Annotated in this window: 16 protein-coding genes; 12 read left to right on the plus strand and 4 right to left on the minus strand. The window is 61.1% G+C overall.

Annotated elements, in window-relative coordinates; translation table 11 throughout:
* Positions 1–387: 387 nt before the first annotated feature.
* Entirely contained in the window at positions 388–1,704 is a 1,317-nt protein-coding gene (locus G4G31_RS13445) for an ATP-binding protein (RefSeq protein ID WP_182988123.1), read from the minus strand.
* Positions 1,701–2,366, minus strand: a complete 666-nt coding sequence (locus tag G4G31_RS13450) for a response regulator (protein WP_182991785.1) — start codon at positions 2,364–2,366, stop codon at positions 1,701–1,703. The genes G4G31_RS13445 and G4G31_RS13450 overlap by 4 nt, the downstream gene beginning before the upstream one ends.
* A gap of 267 nt (positions 2,367–2,633) precedes the next feature.
* Here G4G31_RS13450 and G4G31_RS13455 point away from each other — a divergent pair, with 267 nt between their 5' ends.
* The 4 genes from G4G31_RS13455 (at position 2,634) to G4G31_RS13470 (ending at position 6,961) form a co-directional block, all read left to right on the plus strand.
* Positions 2,634–3,458 (plus strand): TlpA disulfide reductase family protein, encoded by an 825-nt coding sequence (locus G4G31_RS13455; protein ID WP_182988124.1) that lies wholly within the window; start codon positions 2,634–2,636, stop codon positions 3,456–3,458.
* Between the two features lie 2 nt (positions 3,459–3,460).
* Complete coding sequence (gene dsbD / locus G4G31_RS13460) at positions 3,461–5,215, plus strand: protein-disulfide reductase DsbD (RefSeq protein WP_182991786.1); 1,755 nt, start codon at positions 3,461–3,463, stop codon at positions 5,213–5,215.
* A gap of 57 nt (positions 5,216–5,272) precedes the next feature.
* The gene (gene dsbG, locus G4G31_RS13465) at positions 5,273–6,061 is read left to right on the plus strand and encodes a thiol:disulfide interchange protein DsbG (protein ID WP_182988125.1); all 789 of its coding nucleotides are present in this window, start codon (positions 5,273–5,275) and stop codon (positions 6,059–6,061) included.
* Between the two features lie 150 nt (positions 6,062–6,211).
* Positions 6,212–6,961, plus strand: a complete 750-nt coding sequence (locus G4G31_RS13470; RefSeq protein ID WP_182988126.1) for an MBL fold metallo-hydrolase — start codon at positions 6,212–6,214, stop codon at positions 6,959–6,961.
* A 68-nt stretch (positions 6,962–7,029) separates the two neighbouring features.
* Here G4G31_RS13470 and G4G31_RS13475 read toward each other — a convergent pair whose 3' ends face one another.
* Positions 7,030–7,530 (minus strand): hypothetical protein, encoded by a 501-nt coding sequence (locus G4G31_RS13475; RefSeq protein WP_210283907.1) that lies wholly within the window; start codon positions 7,528–7,530, stop codon positions 7,030–7,032.
* A 95-nt stretch (positions 7,531–7,625) separates the two neighbouring features.
* Here G4G31_RS13475 and G4G31_RS13480 point away from each other — a divergent pair, with 95 nt between their 5' ends.
* Positions 7,626–7,940 (plus strand): helix-turn-helix domain-containing protein, encoded by a 315-nt coding sequence (locus G4G31_RS13480; RefSeq protein WP_182988128.1) that lies wholly within the window; start codon positions 7,626–7,628, stop codon positions 7,938–7,940.
* On the opposite strand, the gene G4G31_RS13485 is transcribed toward G4G31_RS13480, so the two are convergent.
* Positions 7,909–9,240, minus strand: coding sequence for an integrase family protein (locus tag G4G31_RS13485; RefSeq protein WP_182988129.1), 1,332 nt, complete (start codon positions 9,238–9,240; stop codon positions 7,909–7,911). The genes G4G31_RS13480 and G4G31_RS13485 overlap by 32 nt on opposite strands.
* Before the next feature lie 1,278 nt (positions 9,241–10,518).
* Here G4G31_RS13485 and G4G31_RS13490 point away from each other — a divergent pair.
* The 7 genes from G4G31_RS13490 (at position 10,519) to cpaB (ending at position 15,913) form a co-directional block, all read left to right on the plus strand.
* The gene (locus tag G4G31_RS13490; protein ID WP_182988130.1) at positions 10,519–10,806 is read left to right on the plus strand and encodes a pilus assembly protein; all 288 of its coding nucleotides are present in this window, start codon (positions 10,519–10,521) and stop codon (positions 10,804–10,806) included.
* A gap of 99 nt (positions 10,807–10,905) precedes the next feature.
* Entirely contained in the window at positions 10,906–12,273 is a 1,368-nt protein-coding gene (locus tag G4G31_RS13495; protein ID WP_182988131.1) for a Tad domain-containing protein, read from the plus strand.
* 92 nt (positions 12,274–12,365) lie between these two features.
* Complete coding sequence (locus G4G31_RS13500; RefSeq protein WP_182988132.1) at positions 12,366–13,172, plus strand: hypothetical protein; 807 nt, start codon at positions 12,366–12,368, stop codon at positions 13,170–13,172.
* On the plus strand, positions 13,169–13,999 hold the full coding sequence (locus G4G31_RS13505) for a hypothetical protein (RefSeq protein ID WP_182988133.1): 831 nt from the start codon (positions 13,169–13,171) through the stop codon (positions 13,997–13,999). The genes G4G31_RS13500 and G4G31_RS13505 overlap by 4 nt, the downstream gene beginning before the upstream one ends.
* A gap of 68 nt (positions 14,000–14,067) precedes the next feature.
* Entirely contained in the window at positions 14,068–14,781 is a 714-nt protein-coding gene (locus G4G31_RS13510; RefSeq protein ID WP_182988134.1) for a hypothetical protein, read from the plus strand.
* Entirely contained in the window at positions 14,778–14,978 is a 201-nt protein-coding gene (locus G4G31_RS13515) for a hypothetical protein (RefSeq protein WP_182988135.1), read from the plus strand. The genes G4G31_RS13510 and G4G31_RS13515 overlap by 4 nt, the downstream gene beginning before the upstream one ends.
* A gap of 68 nt (positions 14,979–15,046) precedes the next feature.
* The gene (cpaB, locus tag G4G31_RS13520) at positions 15,047–15,913 is read left to right on the plus strand and encodes a Flp pilus assembly protein CpaB (RefSeq protein ID WP_229424954.1); all 867 of its coding nucleotides are present in this window, start codon (positions 15,047–15,049) and stop codon (positions 15,911–15,913) included.
* Positions 15,914–16,229: the final 316 nt, after the last annotated feature.

Below are 16,229 nucleotides of genomic sequence, written 5' to 3' on the forward strand. Positions count from 1 at the left end.
GTAAAGATGAATGAACACCCTGCGCGAACAGATGCGCAGCGGATTGGAAGCGGGAATAGCAGATGCGATGTCGCAGCAGGCGACATCGATTTATCTGCCGATGAGAAGGTGTCTTACGGGGGAGTAACGGAGCAAAAATAGCCGCGCGGCAAACCTACTCCTGGGTAGGAAGGTTCATTCCGACCGAGACATAACCCGGCGCACTCAGCGGCGTGCAGCACGTGAGAGAGCGTTTCGGATGTACGGAAGGGATTGGGCATAGTCCTCTATTTTGCACCGCAGCAAAGACGTGGTCAAGGCGCGCTTGACTGTCAGCGAAAGGGGCGGAGGCCGTGCCTGGAAGGCTGAGTGTACGAGGTTGCGCAAGTAACAGGTTCTCAAGCGTTCTCAATTCGCCGGAAGCGTAAGCCTGGCAATCATTCCGCCGCCGCTTCCACGCGTCAGTTCCCATGAACCCTGGTAGCGCGAAACGATCGCGCGCACGATCGACAGCCCGAGGCCGCTGCCCTGTCCACCGCCCTTGCGCCAGAACCGGTTGCCGGCTCGGGCGATATCGGCGTCGCTCAGTCCATCGCCCTGGTCCTCCACCGAAAAAGCGACACCCTGGCCGGCCGAGTGGATGCGCAGCACCACTGGCGCGTCCGCTGGGCCGTAGCGCAGCGCGTTGTCGAGCAGGTTGCGCAGCGCCGTCATCGCAAGCGAAGCCGGGATGCGCAAGGTGCGGTCGGCGCCGCCCTCGTCGATGATGCGGATCATCTGTGCGCTCGCCGCGGGCAGCTGGGTAATCACATGCTCGACCACGGTGCGTGCGTCCAGCTGGTCGTCTTCCTCGAACGATACCGAGCCTTCGACCCGGGCCAGCATCAGGAGCTGCTCGATCATGCTCTGCAGGCGCAGCACGCCCTGTTCGGCACGGTCGAGGGCGACGCGGCCGTCCGGGCCCGGCCCGCTCAAGCGCGCGACTTGCAGGTGGGTCTTGACCGCGGTCAGCGGCGTGCGTAGTTCGTGGGCTGCGTCGCCGGTGAAGCGCCGCTCGCGTTCAATCGTGCGTTCGATCTGCGCGAGCAGTGTATTGACGGTCGAGACCAGCGGAGCCAGCTCGCCGGGAAGGCTTTCGACGGAAAGAGGCTGAAGGGCGTCCGGCGCGCGGGCGGCAAGCGCGCTGCGGATGCGTTCCAGCGGCCTAAGGCAGCGCCGGATCGCAAACCACAACGCAATCAGGGTCGCAGCCATCGCGATCAGGAAGGGGACGAAAGTTGCAAAAGCGATGTTGTGGAAGAGTTGTGCCCGGCGCTCGGTCCGGTCGGCGGTCGTGATGCGCACCCCGTTCTGTTCGATGGTGTAGCTACGCCAGATTACGCCATCGATGGTCCGGGTACGAAAGCCCGGGGCGGTCATGCCGAGAAGGTCCGGACTGTTGCGAGTACGGCCGAGAATGCCACCGCGCAGGAGCCTGATCTCGCATGCGACGCCGTCGGTACGGATGAACGAGGGGGCAAGGCGCTGCGCAACTGGGCGTGACGTCAGCGCGGGCGTGTCGACGACGAGCGCCGCCACCATGCGCGCCGAGGCGGCCAGGCGTTCGTCGAGCGCGTCGCGGAACTCCGAGCGCAGGTCGACCAGGGTCCAGATCGACGACAGTGTCCAGAACAGGGCAAAGGAGGCACCGATGGCGAACAGGAGGCGCAGGCGCAGCGTTTTCATTTTCCGGCCTCGCCGAGCCGATAGCCGAGTCCGCGCACGGTCTCGACAATGTTTTGCCCGAGCTTGCGGCGCAGGTGATGGATGTGCACATTCAGGGCATTACTCTCGACACATTCGCCAAGTCCATAAAGGCTGTCCTTGACCTGGTCCGTGCTGAGGATCCTAGAACCCGAGTTGAGCAGCGTCTCTAGCAGGGCCAGCTCGCGGCGCGACAGCTCGACCGGCTTGCCATGCAACCTGACTTCACAAGTGGCCGGGTCGAAAGAGAGCGCACCATGTTCGATCTTATCGACACTGCGGCCTGCGCTGCGGCGTTGCAGCGCATGCAGGCGCGCGGTCAGTTCCTCCAGGTCGAATGGCTTGACGAGGTAGTCGTCCGCACCCGCGCGCAGTCCGCCTACCTTGTCTTGGATGCCGTCACGCGCGGTCAACACCAGTACAGGCCAGTCCTTTCCATTCGCGCGCCAGCGCCTGAGCAGGGCCACACCATCGCTATCGGGCAGCCCCAAATCCAGGATGATGACGTCGAACCGTCCCGTCTGGACCGCGGCATCGGCCAGCGAGGCATTGATGACATGGTCCGCATCGATTCCCGACAGCCGCAGCCCGGCGACGATCCCGCTGGCGACGAGCTGGTCGTCCTCCACCACTAGCACACGCATGAATACACCCACTTCAAAAAGCGCCATCTTAACCGCCTGCGATTAGCCGGCGGTTAACTAGGTCGTGCATGCCTGACGGGCGCTGCGGCCTGTAGGTAATTTATTTCTTCACCTTAACGCTCTGGTAATCGGCGCTTCATATCATCGTCTCCCGTCACTCCCGGTCGTCTACGAGCCCGGAGGGCGCTAGAAGATCGAAGCGGGCCGCCGGCCCTTCAATGGAGGCTAGGAATGGGAATGACGGAGATAGCAATAGGACCGCTGGTATTGCCGACGGCACTGGTGGTGACGTTCGGGGCCATCATGCTGGGGTCTGCGCTCGGCAATCGTATCGCCAAGGCCGAAGGAGTACAGGTCGAACGCCTGCTCTGGCTAGTGATTGGCATTGCCGTGGTCGCGGCACGTGCCGCGTTTGCAAGCCAGTACTGGAGTCAGTATGCAGCCGAGCCGTGGCGCCTGATCGATGTGCGCGACGGCGGGTTCCGGCCAGCGGCCGGAGTCGCGGCAGCGCTCATCGCCAGCGCTTGGCTAGTCGGGCGCCGGCCGCTCCAGCGCAAGGCGCTGCTTTCCGGTGTCTTTGCCGGGGCGCTCCTGTGGGTCGCCGGGACCGTCACCTTCACCCTTTATCCCTCTTCAGGAAGGCTCCCTGTGCTGACCCTGACCGACCTCACGGGGAAGGCGGTGCCACTCACTACATTCGCTGGCAAACCGGTCGTGGTCAACCTGTGGGCCAGCTGGTGTCCACCATGCCGGCGCGAAATGCCGGTGCTGGAAAGGGCGCAGCGCACCACCCCTGGCGTTGCGTTTGTATTTGCCAACCAGGGCGAGACCGCGGAAACGGTCAATGCCTATCTCAAGGCGGAATCCCTAGTGCTAAAGAACATGCTGCTTGACCCCGCCGGCAGTGTCGCCGCGGCGGCGAATGCGCCGGGCTTGCCGACTACGCTCTTCTTCGACGCGACAGGCCAGCTGGTGGACCGGCGGATGGGCGAACTGTCCCCAGCAACGCTTGCCGAGCGTCTCGAACGCCTGCTCGCCGCCCCGGGGGCGCCGGCATCCGGAATGAACTCCATGACAAAGGAAATTCAATGAATATGCCGATTTTTTTATTGCTGCACGCTGCCGTGCTGCGCGTCCTTGGACTTGCCGGGCTGGCGCTGCTGTTCCTGTCCGCCTCGCCTGTCCTGGCAGAAGAAGCTTTCTTGCCACCTGAACAGGCCTTCAAATTTTCCGCACGCATGGCAGGCGAGGAAATCGAGGTGCGGTACGGGATCGCGCCAGGCTACTACATGTACCGGGAGCGCTTCGCGTTCACGGCGCGCGGTGCCACGCTCGGCACGCCGAAGCTGCCGCTCGGAGCCGTCGTCTACGACGAAACATTCCAGAAGAACGTCGAATCCTACCGTGGGAACCTGACGATCCGGGTGCCTGTATCGGCGAGCGAGGCGTTTACGCTTGTGGCGACCTCCCAGGGCTGTTCGGACAACGGCCTCTGCTATTCGCCGATGACTTCCACGGCAGCGCTTAACGTTGGCGGCGCGGCCGGAAGTGTGGCGGTGCCTCCTGGTGACGGGGCAGGCGCCTCCGCCGGCCGCATCGAGAAAGCCCTGTCCAGCCGTGACCTAGCGCTGATCCTGCCCATGTTTCTTCTGCTGGGCCTGGGGCTGGCGTTTACCCCTTGCGTGCTGCCGATGCTGCCCATCCTGTCGTCCATCATCGTCGGTAGCGGCGCCCAGGGCTTGCGCATGCGCGGGTTTGCATTGTCTGCTTCCTACTCGCTGGGCATGGCGCTTGTCTACACCCTCATGGGGATAGCAGCCGGCCTCGCTGGCCAAGGTCTTGCCGCTGCGTTGCAGACGCCGTGGGTGCTGGGCGGCTTCGCTCTCCTGATGGCGCTGCTGTCGCTGTCGATGTTCGGCGTGTACGAGCTGCAGATGCCTGCCGCCATCCAGACGCGCCTGATGGGGAAGTCGAACAATCAGGGCGCGGGTACCCACGCCGGTGTGTTTGTCATGGGCGCACTGTCCGCGCTGATTGTCGGGCCCTGCGTCGCCGCGCCGCTGGCGGGGGCCCTGGTCTATATCAGCCAGACCAGGGATGCGTTCATCGGCGGCAGCGCTCTGTTTTCGATGGCGGCCGGCATGAGCATCCCCCTGCTGTTACTCGGTGCATCGGCGGGGGCGCTGCTGCCAAGGGCAGGCGCCTGGATGGACGGCATCAAGAAATTCTTTGGCGTTCTCATGCTTGGAACGGCGCTCTGGATCGCGTCCCCGTTCATACCGCCACGCTACCAGATGCTCGGCTGGGCACTGCTCGGACTTGGCTATGCAGTGTGGCTGCTGTCGAAGCACCGCCATCCGGTCAATGTCGCCGTCGGCGTGCTGGCGGGGGCGCTTGGAGCGGTGCAGCTGGCAGGCCTGGCATACGGCGGCGCCGATCCGCTGTCGCCTTTTACGCAAGCGGCGCAGGCCCATGGCGCGCAAACCGCCTTCCAGCGCGTGCGCACCGTCGAGGAGCTCGATGCGGCGCTCGCCGCGGCCGGCGGCGCCCCGGTCATGCTCGATTTTTACGCCGACTGGTGCGTGTCCTGCAAGGAAATGGAGCGCTTCACGTTTTCCGATGCACGTGTGCGCAGCCAGTTCGACAAGCTGATTCTCTTGCAGGTCGACGTTACCGCCAATAGCGCCGCCGACCAGGCGCTCCTCAAACGTTTTGGGCTGTTCGGCCCGCCGGGAATCATTTTCTTCGGCACCGCAGGCCGTGAAATTGCCGGCACACGGGTGATCGGCTACCAGGATGCGGATGCGTTCCTGCACTCGCTGGCCGTCGTGACCGGCCCGGCTACCTGAATCAATTTTCTAGAAACTGGAGAACATATGCATCACCTTAGGACTACCCGCGTCGCGATGGCGATCGCTGCCGTCACTTTCGCGTCCTTCGTCCACGCCGCGCAGCCGGTGCCGGCGGTACTGAACGGTGCGGTCAGCGCTGGCGTGAAGGTCGTCAAACAGTTTCCCGCCCCGTCGGGCCTGACGGGCTGGGTACTGGCGCAGGGCGGGAAGCATTCCATCGTCTACACGACGGCCGATAAAAAGACGCTGATCGCGGGCGTACTAATCGACGAACGCGGCCAGAATCTGTCGTCAGTCCACGAAGCGGCCCAGGTGCCGCAAACCGACCTCTCCGCAGCCTTCGCCAAGTTGGAGAAGTCCGCCTTTGTGGCCGAGGGCACGGCGCGCAATCCGAAGAGCGTCATCTATGCCTTTGTGGATGCGAATTGCCCCTTCTGCCATTACCTCTGGCAGGCGGTCCAGCCATACGAAGCAGCGGGCTTACAGGTGCGCTGGATCCCGGTGGCGACGCTGGGCCCGACGAGCATGCCCAAGGCGATTTCCGTGCTTGCCGCCAAGGACAAGGTGGCAGCGTTTCGGCAAATGGAAGAAAACCATGGCAAGCCGTGGACGGCGCCGGCCGGCGTGAGCGAATCCTCGCACCCCGCGATCGCAACCTCGATTCAAGCGAATGGCGAGGCAATGGCAGCATTCGGCATCGGCGGGACACCGGGCATCGTATGGCGGGACAAGCAGGGGAAAATCAGGGTCAAGAGTGGTATGCCCCGCCTTTCAGAGATCCCTTCAATGACCGGTTTGCCCGCGCAGAGAAACACAAATCCAGCCTTGGAGAAGTTTATGTAGCCAGAACCGGTGATTAACGGCAGTTGCTCGAAGAACCAGGCGAATGCACCCCGGTGCCGCGCGCCGATGGTAAGAATGGTTCACTATACTGCCTGTACGAGTTACCGCTAGAACGAGTCAGGTCATCCGTATTTTTCAGGAGAAAGCCTTATGATTTTCCGCCAGCTATTTGAACCTTTATCCAGCACCTATACGTATCTCATCGGCTGCCAGGAAACAGGCCAAGCAGTCCTGATCGATCCCGTAATCGTCACGATCGATCGCGATCTGGAAGAAGTGCGGCGTCTGGGGCTTACGCTCGCCTATAGCGTCGATACGCATGTCCATGCTGATCACATTACCGCGGCGCTCGAACTGAAGAAGATGGTCGGCAGCAAAATAGCGGCTCCTGCTGCAGAGCGGGTTTCCTGTGCTGATATAAACCTGGAGGAGGGAAAACCATTCAGGGTTGGCAGTATGGAATTCCAGCCTCTTCACACGCCAGGCCATACATCCGGCCATTTCAGCTATGTGCTCGGTGATCGTGCATTCACGGGCGACGCGCTGCTGATCGAAGGCTGCGGGCGAACCGATTTTCAGCAGGGTGATTCGGATGTGCTTTTTCAAAGCGTGCGTGGAAAATTGTTTGCATTACCTGATGACACGCTCGTGTATCCGGCACACGACTACCAGGACCGATGGGTATCGACTGTCATGCAAGAAAAAAAGCGCAATCCACGGCTTGGTGGTGAGCGCACGATCGAGCAATTCCGGGAGATTATGGCTGGCCTCAATTTGCCATATCCGAAATTCATCGACTACGCGGTGCCAGGGAATAAAGAATGCGGAGTTTGTCCAACGGACTTGCCGACAAACCTTGATAAATATTGCCAACAGATGACGGAAAGCCCGCAGGGCTAGCCTGCGCAGCTCCAGGAATGCCTTTTGCGATTCTTAGTTGACGAATCGGTGCCGACTTTGATGGGCAGTCAGCATAGTCCTGCCGCCGCGCGTCGTTCGGCACTCGGCGTCATATCAAAGCCCAAGTCACGGATGTCAGTCGTCCCTTGAAGCCGGACATGAAACGAGTCGGGCCAGCCGGCCCGCCTGAACCCTTCTTCTAACAGATTGAGGACAGCTTCCCGTTCGTTCGCGCCATATGCCGTGATTCTGGATTTACGCCACGGGTGGTCAGCGCCATTCTTGAAGTAGACGTTCCATTCACGTCCGAACATGTCGGCAAGCTGATAAGCGGCTCCAGTATCCCGTCCCATGTCGTCTACGACTGCTCCCATCCGGGGTCTGACGTAGTAGTCGCGGCCATCGTGTGTCCAAACGAACTCCATCAACTGGCGCTTGTTCAGGTTGTGTGCGAGCACCTTTCTGGTGCCCGCTTCTTCCACAACATATTCGTCACGCTCGGTAATTGCCAAGAAATCATCCAGTCGGTCTTTCTGGGTCGCTGCCGGTGGGACTCGAGTGTGTGCCATTCATGAACCTCCTCTGTTAAGCCTATCGATCCTAAGGATTCCTTAGTGTGGAGTCAACAAAATACTAAGAATATCTTAGCCTTTTAGGGCTGCAGATGTCCGTCTTCGCTAAGCGAATGAAAGAAGCTCGACTCAGGGCTGGGTTGTCACAGGAAAAGCTCGGCGTCCTGGCAGGGATCGATGAAATGTCATCGAGCGCGCGTATGAATCAGTACGAACGGGGCAAGCATGAGCCAGACTTTTCGCTGGTCGAGCGGGTGGCGAAAGTTCTCGACGTTCCTGAATGCTATTTCTACTGCAAGGACGATGATGTCGCCTTGGTTCTGGTCCAGATGCACCAAGTCCCCGCAGGTCAGAAACAAGAAATGATCGGCGCAGTCAGGCGAGTGCTGGCTGACTGGTCTGCTTAGGTTCAACCACGAACTCTACTGCAGCCTGTTCCAACACCCATGCTTCGATCTGATCATGCCATTTCCTCAGTAGATCGAGAGGGCGCCGGCGGTAGTGTTTCTCTGCCAGGGCGCTCGGTTTGTGGCCCATGATCTGCGCCGAGATGCCGCTCGGCATTTCAACCCATTCGCACAAGGTGCCGAATGAACGACGGAGACCGTGCAACGAAACGTGAGGCAGGCCTGCCGCTGCCAAAGCCTTGGTGTGGGCAATACGCGGCTCAGCTAGCCTGCCGTCTTCCGCAGTCGGGCTGCTGAACACCCAGTCGTTACGGCGGGGTAGCGACGCGAGAAGCCACGAGACGAACGGCGTGAGGGGGATGGTGCGCTCGCCCTCGACCTTGTCCTTGATAGTCAGGCTCCGCCATTGGAAGTCAACGTCGCCCCAACGCAAGCCGGCGAGTTCTTCACGACGTGCGCCCGTCAACAGCAGCGCTTGAAGGTATGCGCTGATGACTGGATTTTTGATCTTTTGCACGGCGGCAAACCATGCCGTCAACTGCTCTCGCTGCAGGCTGTCGCCGTCCTTAGTCTGTGCTTTTGGAAGTGCATCCCGCACCGCACGCGCATTGTATGCATCGGGTGGCACAATGTCTCGGTATGCAGGGAAATCGGCAGCCCAGCGAATGAATGCTCGCAAGAGTCGATAGCTCTGCGCGGCATTGGTTGGCCGTGTTGCCGCCTCATGTTCAAGCCACGTCGAGATTTTTTGTCCAGTAAGCTGGGCCAGGGGCAGCTGCATTAAGGGGGCCATGGGTCCGGCGACAGTCACACCCTTGCCACGTTTCTTCGCCTCACCGCCGGGTGCGGTCAGCGTCATGTGGTTCTGCAAATGCCCCGCGCTCCATTTTGACTTGCGTGTATCGATATAAAGCGGCCATATTTCCCCGAGGGTTACGCTCTGCCTTATAACCTCAGCTCTTGCGGTCTCAACGGCCGATGCCTTGGCGACGCGTTTAGCGTGTTCCTCAGCCAGTTGGTCTGCTTTGACCTGACGAGGGTCTTGCCCGCCATCAACGATCACCTTGAGCCTGCGCGCTTCGTTCTGTGCAGCAAGCAGGGTCCAGGTCTTAGGATCGCCAATCGTAATGCGGATGACCTGGCCGTTCAATTTCGCCTGAAAGATGAACGCCTTTGCGCCGCCCGGTGAAGCGCGGAGACCCAATCCCGGCGCTGCTGCATCCCAAAGAAAGGCGGGAAGCTTCGCTGACTCACAGCGGAAATCCTCGATGCGCCCCGCCGTAAACTTGATTTTTGCCACTATTTACTCTCCGCAGGCTTCGTGTACCCTCTGTGTACCCCGGCGAGCAGTATATCAAGCAGTATGAATCAACACAACGTCGACTGGCATCGATCGTAAACCATTGAATTCAAACAAAATAACAATTCCGGTAGACCACAATCAACACGCCGGAATGCCGAGTTGTTCAGCCTTCTAAGCTGAGGGTCGCTGGTTCGAACCCAGCTGGGCAGGCCACAGCTTCCACCACGTCTCCCACTGACCTGCCTAGCCTTCTTGGCCGCTGCCATGCGTTGGATTGCGTGTGCTGCCCTCGAGGCACGCATCGGTGGCGGAGAAGGGCTCCGCCGTCCCCGAGGCGCAGTCTGCGCCTGTCGTTCCACCCATTCCCAGCATCATCCGCGACGATTCCCGCGCTTCCGGGCGATATTCCTCGATGCTGCTGCAGAAACGTGCCGATAAGGGGTGTAATGCACCCTGCAGCAACGCACACCGCATTACCCTCCCGCAGTGACCACCGGTACCTCGGGGTGCTTGCGCCTCATTCTGTAACAGCCACGCGTGCCCGCGCCTGTCATGCGAGGGTAGGGCGGGTATGGTCGACAGCGCAACCCGCCGGTCCGCGTGCCTGCCACCGCCATCGTTTCCCGCATGGCTGCGCCCGGGTCTGCCGGCGTCCCGCACGCATGTTCGTCCCTGCATTACCCATGCTGCATGGCGTAGCGCTGAGCACTCACCTGGCTATTGTCAAGACACCCTCCCCAGATTCGTAGCAAGCCTTGCGCAGTGTCATATTTGTCACGGCTGAGCCCTCGCAAACCGTTGTGAGCACGCGACGCCGTGCTCATGGAAGGTGGTGTAGCGGCGTCCAAAAATCAGCTCAACTGTTACCAAGCGTGAGTAAGTTGCGTCACAGAAATCGCGTTTTGGTTTCGATTTGTCCGAATTTGCCTACAAAACGGCGGCCATGCGAGCTCTAAATTTGGCGATATTATTGCATTCAAGATACGTTATTATCCACGGGGAATTTAACATTCCCTGTGCATACAGCTCAGCGCTAACATTTTCACGCTTTCGTCAAATAATCCGCCAAATTACTGATTTCTATGGGAGAAATGCGGATTTCCGCATTTGCGCATGCTGTGATTTTTGAGAGATTCTCATCTTTTTGCAACATTATTTCGACGCACGAATTAACATAAATATCAAACTTTTCTCTTGCTCATTTGTGTAAGCGCAAATATCATGACTTTCGGTTGTACTCTTGTTAAAAATGTAACCACACCTATTGGATGAGTCATGAAAAAATTTATCGCACGTAGCCGTCAACTTGGTCAGGGCATGACTGAGTACATCATCATCGTCGCGCTGATCGCCGTCGCCGCAATCGCAGTGACCCAGCTGTTCGGCACGACCGTTCGTTCGCAGATGGGCGCGATCGCCAAGGAAGTTGGCGGCGATAACGCCGGTTCGACCATCGCCGAAGCGAAAGCCGCTGGTGGCGCTGCTGCAACCGCTGCTGCGAAAAAACGTTCGCTGTCGACCTACGGCGACCAGGAGCAAACCGGTTCGGCTGGCACCAACTAATAGCCGTACCCGGATGCCTGCGACAACTGTGGCGGTAATGCAGTTGTCGCGGCATTCCAGCAGTCCTCCCCGATTCAAGTAGCCCCTACCACGTACTACATGACGCCCATCCATCGCCCGTTTCGTCAACTCGCACGCCAGCGCGGACAAGCATTGATCTACGGGATATTCATCCTGTTCGGCGCGCTCATCGCAACCTTCTTCCTGTTTAACACCGGCCAGATGTCCGCGGAAAAAACGCGACTGGTCAATACCGCCGACGCCGTGGCCTACAGCGCCGGGGTGATGCACGCACGTGCACTGAATTTCAACGCCTACACCAATCGCGCTATGCTCGCCAACGAGACGACGGTCGCGCAGATGGTGAGCGTGTCGTCCTGGTTGAGGTACTCCAATCAGCACATGAACCGCATCAATCCGATGCTGTGCCAATACTATTACGCCATTCCGCTCGTCACCGCGACACTCGAGTACGTGCCCCTGTGCTATGCCCTGACCTACAAGGTCGTGGCGCAACCGGTGCTGACTGCCGCGCAAAATGCCTTCAATGCCATCGGTCCTGCTACCGTTGCCGCCTCCGAGTTGGTGAAGAAAGCCCAGCAGGCCGCCCAGCTCGCCGCGTTCGTCGCCCTTCCCCTGTCACGCAAAGAAGTGATGGAAGACGTCGCCAACGCCAACTATAAAGACGACGGGACCATCTCCGTCGATACCCTTCCGCTGACGGATAACTGGACGCTGTTCGATGGCGGCTTCTTCATTAAACAACGCACCACCGCCGGCAACGAGCGCGCTCGTTTCCGCTCGCTCGAGCTGGCAATCGTCAACAGGGACACCTTCGTCGTCGATCGCTCCTGGACGTCGCAGTCCCCCTGGCCGTGTATTCTGCTGCCGGTAGGACGGGCCAACCACACGGGCTCCACGACCCTGAACGGCTACACCAGCTGGCGGGCAAACGACAATGCGACGTTCACGATCCGCACCTGGAAGTGGAGTCTGTTTAACTCCGGCTGCAAACAGACTTTCTCCTACACGCTCGGTACCGGCAGCCAGATTGCCGCTACGTCCAGCAGCGGCAACTACAAGTATTCCGGTGTGCCGAGCTACTTCGATTTGTCCGACAACGCGCTGAAGTACGGCCCCTCCAATCCGAGCGCCGCGAAGAAGGACGATCCGAAGCTGCAATTCGCCATCCGTCTCACCCGCGACAAGGCGCAACAGAAAACTTCGGAAGGCCGCTCGCAGATCAAGCCGTCGGGCCGCCTGGCTGTTTACAACAGCAACCAGGCCGGGAACGTCATGGCGGCGGTCTCCACTTCCGAAGTCTTCTTCGACCGGTCGCACGCGCCGCGGGCCGACGGTCGCCGTGAGCTTGCCAGCCTGTTCAATCCATACTGGCAGGTCCATCTCGTCCCGAACTCGGACGCCGTGACGGCGGCCGCCATCGCATTACAAGGAGCAGGACCTTGAAGTTCCGTAGCACAATGTTGTCACGAATGACGATTGCCGGCGCCGGCCTCTTGCTTGCCTGCGCTGGCGGGATGGCCAACGCGGGAACGGCCATGGAAAAGCAGATCATCCAGGCGCCGATGCCGCATAACGAGTTCGGCGGCGGCCCAAAGATCAAGGTGCACTACATGCGCTTGCACATGGGTGAAGAAAGCGATCGGATGCGCGAGCAGAGCCGAGGCATGGTCAAGTCGCTACAAAATATGGTCGACATGTGCGTCAAGATGCGCCGCCTCCAAAAGGCCTCTGTGAATCCGCCACGCCAGTTGCCGGACTACGCCGAGGGCTACATGCAGGACACCTACACCACGGCCAATCGCGAGATCACCTATACGCGCATTTATCGCGCCGAGCTGAATGACGATTGCAGCCTGAAGGAACGCGACGACTACACGGCCGTGCTGAGTTCGCAGGCGGGGAAGTGCGAGATCGACCTGACCGAGCGCAAGGCCGAAGGGGAGTGCGATGCGGCCGTACACGCGCGCTCACCCGTGGTTCCACGCGCCCCGGGCGCCGTGACGATACAGCAGCAGATCGCCGCGCTCAAAGCGAATCCTCGTACGGCGGCGGTGGCGGCGCAGGTGGAGCGAATGGCCGGTTCCTCCGGCCCGACCGGCAGGACCAAGGTTATCGCCGGCGTCAAGTGCGAGGAAGCGAACGGGGGTAAACCGGGCGACCTTACCTGCCGCGCGCTTGGCGGCTCCTTCCGTCCCTATACCGAGCTGTTTGTCGAAACGAACGAAGGCGGCTACCCGGTAGCGAAGGCCCGCGAGGCGCGCTTCGATGCCATGGTAGGAGCCGACGTGTTCGCGCCGCACCAGCGCGGCGGTTTCCGCATCAACCCGAGGAGCGACGAATGAACCGACTCACCGCATCGCGCCGGCTCGCCCAGCATGGCCAGGCCCTGACCGAATTCCTGCTGATCGCGCTGGTATTGATCCCGATTTTCCTGGTGCTGCCGCTGATCGCGAAGTACCAGGACATCGCCCACGCAACCGAAATGGCGGCGCGCTATGTCGCATTCGATGCCACCATCCGCAACGACCAGAACAGCACCTGGAAAACGCCCGAGGAGCTGTCGGGCGAAGTGCAGCGCCGTTTCTTCAGCAACCCCAACGCGCCCATCAAGACTGGCGACGTTCCAGGCGACTTCAAGGCCAACCAGAACCTGTTCTGGCGCGATCCTGAAGACAAATCGCTCATCCGTAATTTCGGCAGCGACATCCGGGTGAGTTTCGGCGAATCGCTCAACGCCGATCGTGCACATGCTTTCAAAGGAACCAAGGACGGCCAGCCTTTCCTCCTGTTCCAGGACCCGCTCAAGCTGAAGTCGAACGGCATGTACCGCGCCAACGTCACCGTCACCCTGGCCAACCTGTCCAATAACCTGGTCGGACCGACCAAAAGCTACGACAAGTTCAAGAACATCAGCCTGACCATGACGCGCCATACCGACCTCGTCATCGATCCATGGGGGGCGCGCGGTCCAGGCCAGGTGATCGACAAAGTGGGTGATCCACTTGCTTATCCCGCTAGTGCACTGGAACCTTTACGTGTAGCCGTGGATGCGCTCGTTGGCATCATGGAGAGCCCGCGTTACCTCCCAGGCGCGTGCTTCACATGCGGACCGAAAATCGGCAAGCTCGACTACTGGCGCGACGACGTGCCTGCCGATCGCTTGCCGTAGACGGGAAGGGCATGCTGAATTTTTCACTTCGCGCGGCACTGCCGCGCCGGCTCGTTTGTACTGGCTTGTTGCTGGCTTTATCCAGTGCGCCGCTTGCCGCCGCACCTGCGTGGCCGACTGTCAAGCTGCCACCTGCGGCCGAGACTTTTCCCATCGGCGAACAGATGATCGTCAACGGCATGCCGATGCGCATGCAGGGCTTCGTGCTGCACATGGAGCCGAAGGAGGCCCTCACGTGGTTCCGCCGCAACATGGGCAAGCCGCTGATGGAAGACCTTGTTGACGACAAGCTCGTCCTTGGCCGCGCCGAAGGAGACTTCTACATGACGGTGCAGCTCGAGCCGGCCGGTCCTGGCGGCAAGGGCGTGCGCGGCACGGTAGCGGTCACCGACCTGAAAGGGGCTCACGACCGCCGCGACGAGAACGCGGCCGCCAACGCGCGCATGCTGAACCGCCTGCCGGGCGGCACCAAGCTGCTCAACCAGATGAGCTCCAGCGACGGCGGCAAGTTCGCTGCCTACGTGGTGGCCGAGAACGGCCACAGCGAAACGCTCAATCGCAACAGCCTCGTCGACAACCTGCGCCGCGAGGGCTTCCATCTCGAACGCGACAACCCGCTCGACCAGCCCGCCACGAAAGGCCTGCCGGACCCGCTGCGCCGTGGCCGCACCTTGAGCTTCAAGGGCAAGGGCAAGGAAGCGACGGCCGTCATCCGCGCCAACGGCAACGGCCAGACCAGCATCGTCCTCAACACCGTCACCACCATGGAGCGTGTGAAGTGAAATCCCCACGTCGTTCCCAGCGCGGCCACATGATCACCGAATACGTGGTCGTCTGTGGCGTGCTGGCGTTCATCCTGTTCGTTCCCATCGCCGATGGGGCCAGTTCGGGCCAGTCGAGAACCACCGTCGAGATCATCATCGACGGCTTCACCAAGGCCTACAAGAAGTTCAGTTTTGCCCTCTCACTACCAACTTGATCATGAAGCTCAGCCAACAGCAAACCGTCTCAAAGATTCGTCAGTTCAAGCCCAACCGGACTTGGGCCGTGCTCATCGTCGCGCTCGTCATCGGCGGCGGGGCTGCGCTTGCAGCGCGCAGTTACCTGAACCGCCAGATGGCGTCGATCGAGGCCAAGGCCAAGGGCTCGACGGTCACGGCGATCGTTGCCAAGGGGGATATTCCCAAGGGCACGCGACTATCGGCCGAGAACATGGCGCTGCGCCCGATCCCGGTCGAATTCGCCCATTCGGTGGCGGTCACGCCGGACGACTTCGAGCGCATCGACGGCCAGGTGCTGGCCTATCCGGTCAAGAGCGGCGAGATGATCATGTGGGGCCTGCTCGAAACCCAGAAGGTGCCGACCTTCTCGGCACGCGTCGAAACGGGCCGTCGCGCCATGACGGTGCCGGTCGACGAGATCAACTCGATCTCCGGCATGCTCGAGCCGGGCGACACCATCGACCTGATGGTCTCGCTCGACCGCGAAGGCAAGAAGTTCACCTTCCCGCTGCTGCAAAGCGTGGACGTGATGGCGACCGGCCAGCGATCGGAGGACGACCCTAAGGGCGGCGAGCCGCGCCAGTACACGACGGTGACCGTGAACACCTCGCCGGCCGAGGCACGCCAGCTGATCGCCGCGCGCGAAATGGGCAAGCTGACGGCGCTGCTGCGCAATCCGCAGGACAAGGGACCATTCGACGAGAAGCGCTACGACGTTGCAGGCCTGCTGGGCCTGGATGGCCAGGCACCGCGCATCAAGGCTACCGGAGGCCGCGGGCCGCGCCGCGTGGCCGTGATCTACGGTGGTCCGAACGTGTCGAACCTGCCGCCGGAAGCGTTGCGCCTGGCGCGCGCGGCAAGCCCTGCGCCCGAGCCCGCGCCTGCCGCGGTGCCGCCCGCCACGGCCCCTTGATTTGCCTGTCTTGCACTGCGCCCCGCGCCCGAACCACCGACGTGAACTGAATTAATGAACAACTTCGCACCAAGCCTGACCACGCAGCCACGCCTGCCTTCCCTGAAACCAATGATCGCCAGCCTGGTGCTGGCACTGGCCAGCCCGGCATTGTGGGCGCAGACCACCCCGGCGGTGCAAGCGTCCCGGGCACCGCCGCCAAGCCGGGCACCACCTCCGCGCCGGCAGCGAAAACCAGCCCGGCGAGCACGCCCGTCGCAGCGCCGGCCAGCAAGCAGCCTACCGCGTCGGCTACCGCGCCGGCTACCGCGCCGGC

Source organism: Massilia sp. Se16.2.3, from assembly GCF_014171595.1.
Taxonomy (GTDB): Bacteria; Pseudomonadota; Gammaproteobacteria; order Burkholderiales; family Burkholderiaceae_D; genus Telluria.